4 protein-coding genes are annotated in these 4936 nt (G+C 74.7%); 3 read left to right on the forward strand and 1 reads right to left on the reverse strand.

Translation table 11 applies throughout. The features are described from left to right. Nucleotides 1-36: 36 nt before the first annotated feature. The gene (gene paaK / locus ACFV1W_RS40035) at nt 37-1386 is read right to left on the reverse strand and encodes a phenylacetate--CoA ligase PaaK (protein WP_380422444.1); all 1350 of its coding nucleotides are present in this window, start codon (nt 1384-1386) and stop codon (nt 37-39) included. Nucleotides 1387-1663: 277 nt separating this feature from the next. On the opposite strand from paaK, the gene ACFV1W_RS40040 reads away from it, so the two are divergent. The 3 genes from ACFV1W_RS40040 to ACFV1W_RS40050 all read left to right on the forward strand — a co-directional run. Beyond that, nucleotides 1664-3208: a hypothetical protein gene (locus ACFV1W_RS40040; RefSeq protein ID WP_380422446.1), complete on the forward strand. Its 1545-nt coding sequence runs from the start codon at nt 1664-1666 to the stop codon at nt 3206-3208. Nucleotides 3209-3250: 42 nt separating this feature from the next. Further along, a complete protein-coding gene (locus ACFV1W_RS40045; protein ID WP_380422448.1) occupies nt 3251-3526 on the forward strand; it encodes a hypothetical protein in 276 nt (91 codons plus the stop codon). A 249-nt stretch (nt 3527-3775) separates the two neighbouring features. After that, the coding region (locus ACFV1W_RS40050) for an ROK family protein (RefSeq protein ID WP_380422449.1) at nt 3776-4936 on the forward strand (1161 nt) is incomplete at its 3' end.

The following is a 4936-nucleotide window of genomic DNA, read 5'->3' on the forward strand; positions in this document are numbered from 1 at the left end:
CAGCCGGACAGCCGTGCGCCTCCGATCTCTCCTCCGCTACTTCCGCTCGTCCACCACCCGCTTGATCTTCCCGACCGAGCGCTCCAGCGTGCACGGGTCCACCACCTCGGCCGTCACCGTCACGCCCACGCCGTCCTTCACCGCCCGGACGATCGACTCCCGCGCCGCCGCCCGCAGTCCGGCCGGCGCCTCCGGGCGGGCCTCCACCCGCACCGTCAGGTGGTCCATCCGCCCCTGCCTGGTCAGCCGCAGCTGGAAGTGCGGGGCGACGCCCGGCGTGCGCAGCAGGATCTCCTCGATCTGGGTCGGGAAGAGGTTCACCCCACGAAGGATGATCATGTCGTCACTGCGCCCGGTGACCTTCTCCATCCGCCGGAAGGCCGGCCGCGCGGTGCCGGGCAGCAGCCGGCTGAGGTCGCGGGTGCGGTAACGGATGACGGGCAGCGCCTCCTTGGTGAGCGAGGTGAAGACCAGTTCGCCGCTCTCGCCCTCGGGCATCACCGCGTCCGGCCCCAGCTGATCGGCCAGCGGGTCGACGACCTCCGGGTAGAAGTGGTCCTCCCAGATGTGCAGCCCGTCCTTGGTCTCCACGCACTCCTGGGCGATGCCGGGGCCGACCACCTCCGAGAGGCCGTAGATGTCGACGGCGTGCAGGTCGAGCCGCTCCTCGATCTCGCGCCGCATCTCCTCCGTCCAGGGCTCGGCACCGAAGATGCCCACCTTCAGCGAGCTGGCACGCGGGTCGAGGCCCTGCCTCTCGAACTCGTCCAGCAGGGTGAGCAGGTAGGACGGGGTGACCATGATGATCTCGGGGCGGAAGTCCTGGATCAGCTGGACCTGCCGGGCGGTCATGCCGCCGGAGGCCGGGATGACGGTGCAGCCGGCCCGTTCGGCGCCGTAATGGGCGCCCAGGCCGCCGGTGAACAGCCCGTAGCCGTACGCGATGTGCACCTTGTGGCCCGGGCGGCCGCCGGCCGCGCGGATCGAGCGGGCGACCACGTCGGCCCACATGGACAGGTCGTTCTCGGTGTAGCCGACCACGGTCGGGCGCCCGGTGGTGCCGCTGGAGGCGTGGAGCCGGCGGACCCGCTCCATCGGGACGGCGAACATCCCAAAGGGGTAGCCCTCGCGCAGGTCGGCCTTGGTGGTGAAGGGGAACCGGGCGAGGTCGTCCAGGCTGCGGCAGTCCTCGGGGCGCACCCCGGCGGCGTCGAACTTGCGGCGGTAGAGCTCGACGTCGTCGTAGGCGTGCCGCAGGGTGGCCCGGAGGCGGTCGAGCTGGTGGGCGCGCAGCTCGTCGACGCCCATCCGCTCGCCGGCGTCCAGAAGTGCGGGTGGAATCGGCTCCCCCAGGCGTCGTCCCGGTTCGGGTGAGCTGCCGGTCATCGTCGCTCCTTCGCAGGTCGGCCGATCCCGGAATCCCGACCGATCGTTCGGTCCGGGCGGGCCCAGGCCAAGTAATCCAGCACCCGAACCCCCTGTCAAGGGCGTGCGCGGCAGTACCGGAATGCGCAGTTCCGACGCCTTCGTGCCGGGATCCCCCGCACCGCTTGGCTGGCCAATATGAAAATCATTACGGAAACTTGACTCGGCTCCGACCGCCCCGGGCCCGGGCGCATGGTTCAGTAGTGCGGCTTCTCCCCCGCACCCCGGAGTGATCACCTTGGCCTCGACCCCTGCGCTGGTCAGCGCGCTGCGCGAGCTCGGCGACCGGCCCGCCGTCGTCGCCGACGGGCGCGCGATCAGCGGCACCGGCCTGCTGCTCGGCGTCTCCCCGCCGGGCGGCCTGCCCCGGGCCCTCGCCGAACGCGTCGCCGAACACGCCGCCCTGGCGCCGTCCGCCGCCCGTGCCGCCGAGGAGCGGCTCCGCCACTGGGCCGGCGTCCTCGGCCCGCCGCCGATCCGGCACACCGTGCTGCACCCGGTCACCGAGCTCGCCGTCGAGCTCGCCCTGGCCACCCTGCTGGCCGGCGGCACCGTGCACTGCGCCGACCCCGACCAGCGGCCCGAGCAACAGCTCAGCGCCCTCGCCGCGAGCGGCACCACCCACCTCAGCCTGCCCTCCGCCCTGCTCTGGCGGCTCAGCCGCCAGCCCGGACTGGCCGAGCACGACCTCACCGCGCTGCGCCTGGTCCTGCACGTCGGCCCCGAACCCCGACAGGACGACGTGTACGCCGCCGTCGACGCCCTCGGTGCCGTCCTCGCCCACGTCCGCGCCCCGCACAGCCGGGCCGAGGCCGCTGACCGCCGGCTGCGCGCCGACGCGGAGGCCGCCACCGCCGCCGCCTGGAAGCACGGCATCGGCGTCACCGCCGAGCAGGTCACCGAGTTCGGCGCCCGCCTCGACCGGGCCGTCCTCACCGCCCTGCTGCACACCCTCCAGCAGGCCGGAGTGCTCACCGACCCCGCCCGCGGCTGGTCGGAGGCCGAACTCCTCGCCACCGCCCTGGTCACCCCCGCCCAGCGCCCCCGCGTCGGGCGCTGGCTGGACGCCCTCGCCCGGCACGGCCTGATCACCCGCCAGGACGGCGGTGCCCAGGGCCCGCTCTTCCACGGCGCCCCCGAACTCACCGCCGCCGAGGTCCGGGAGGCCTGGCACCCCGCCGTGGAGAGCTGGGCCGACGGTCTCGGCACAGCCCGCGTCCTGGACCGCGTCCGGCGCGGCGCCCTGCGCCTGCCCAAGCTGATCACCGGACAGGAGGCACCCCGCCCTGCCGCCGCGCCGGTCCGCTGGGCCGCCGCCCGCGGTTACCTCGGCGCCGCTCTCGGCGCGCTCGTCCGCGCCACCGCCGAGACCCACGACGGGCCGCTGCCGCTGCGGGTCCTCGAACTCGACCGCGACGGCGCCGAGAACACCGTCGCCCGCGCCCTGGCCGTCCGGCCCCGGCCGAACGCCGACCACCACCTCGCCCCCGACGGCGGGCGCTACGACATCGTGGTCGCCACCGCCACCGGCCGCCCCGACGAGGAGGTCCCGGCCCTCGTCGGCCAGCTCGCCCCCGGCGGCCGGCTGCTGCTGCTCGCGCCCGTCGCCGAACAGCTCGACCTGCTGATCACCGGCGACCCCCTCGGCCGCACCGCCCACCCGGCCGACCACTGGCGGGCCGCCCTCACCGCGGCGGGTTGCCCCACCGTCCTCGCCCTGCCGGCGGACGGGCACCCGATGGGGCTGCTGGGGCAGGGGCTGTTCGCGGCGCGGGTCGACTGACTCCGGGTTACGCCGGAACCGGCTCGGGCTACGATCGGGCGCATGGCCGCTTCCGTGCGTTCGATCCGATCCCGGGCCTCCCTCGGCTCGATCGGCTCCATCGGTTCCATCGGCTCGCTGCTGTCCGTCGGCTCGGTCGGGTCCGTCCTCTCGATCGGCTCGGTCGGCAGCGTGCTGTCCGTCGGCTCGGCCGGCTCGGTCCTCAGCGCGTTCTCGGCGTGCTCCTGGCTCAGCGTCGGGTCGCTGCTGTCGGTGCGCTCGCGCTGGTCCGTACGGGGCCGGCGCCCGGGGCGGGGACCGTCCGTGGCCGACCGGTGAAGCGGGGGGCACGTACCACCCCCCGATCCGTACCAGTTCGATACCGAAGCCCGGGTGAGCTGCGGGAATCCTCGCCGCGCCGGGCGGTCCCCCGGTAGGCTCCGGCTTGTCCTCCGGGCCTTCCCGCGGGCGGCGGCGCGCCGCCCGTGCCGGTGCACCGGGGGCAGAACCCCCGCGGGCCATTCGGTGGGCTCCGCGCACTCGACACCGCGCGCCAGGGCAGTCGCGCGAACGGCGAAGGGCATCGCATTGGCGGATCGGCTCACCGGAGGAGACTCCTCGCTGCTGCGGCGGATCAACGCCGCGGTCACGCTTCGGGCGCTGCGGACCGGCCACTCCGTGACCCTCACTCAGCTCGTCGGTGAGACCGGGCTCTCCCGCCCGACCGTCGAGGGCGTGATCGAGGGCCTGGTCGAGACCGGACTGGTCGCCGAGGTCGAGCAGCCCCGGGAGGACGGCCAGCCGGGCACCGGCCGCCGCGGCCGCCCGGCCCGCTGGTTCCGCTTCCGCGCCGAGGCCGGGCACATCCTCGGCATCGAGGTCGGCGTGCACGACATCCGGGTCATCCTCGCCGATCTCACCGGCGAGGTGGTGGGCAGTCACTTCAAGCCGGTCGACGAGACCCTGGACGCCGAGGAGCGGCTCACCGCCGTCCGCACGGCCGTCGCCGAGGTCCTGCGCAAGGCGGGCATTTCCCGGGACAACCTGTGGGCCGTCGGCATCGGCACCCCCGGCATCGTCGACCGCGAGGGCACCATCCGGCTCGGCACCGCGATGCCCGGCTGGACCGGCCTGGACCTCGGCGCCCGCCTGCGGCGCTCCTTCCGCTGCCCCGTCCTGATCGAGAACGACGCCAACCTCGCCGCCATCGCCGAACACTGGCAGGGCGCGGCCGTCGGCGCCGACGACGTGGTCTTCGTGATGGCCGGCCTCAGCCCCGGAGCCGGTTCGCTCATCAACGGCAGGCTCCACCGCGGCTACGGCGGCGCCGCCGGCGAGATCGGCGCCCTGCACCTGCTCGGCCAGGAGGTCACCCCGGAGAAGCTGCTCTCCACCACCGGCAAACCGCTCAACCCCCTCGACGAGGCCGCCGTCGCCCGTGTCCTGCGGCTCGCCCGGGAGGGCGACGAGGTCGCCAAGGTCGCCATGGACCGCTTCCTGACCCGCCTCGTCCAGGGCGTCGCCGCCCTGGTCCTCGCCATCGACCCCCAGCTGGTGGTCATCGGCGGCTGGGCGGCCGGCCTGGACGGCGTGCTGGAACCCCTGCGCGAGCGGCTGGCCCAGTTCACCCTGCGGGCGCCGGAGGTGGCGCTGGCGGCGCTGGGCTCGGAGGTCGTCTCCATGGGCGCCCTGCGGGTCGCCCTGGACCACGTGGAGGACCAGCTCTTCGCGGTGGACCCGCCCAGGGTA

This window comes from Kitasatospora sp. NPDC059648, assembly GCF_042734825.1.
GTDB lineage: Bacteria > Actinomycetota > Actinomycetes > Streptomycetales > Streptomycetaceae > Kitasatospora.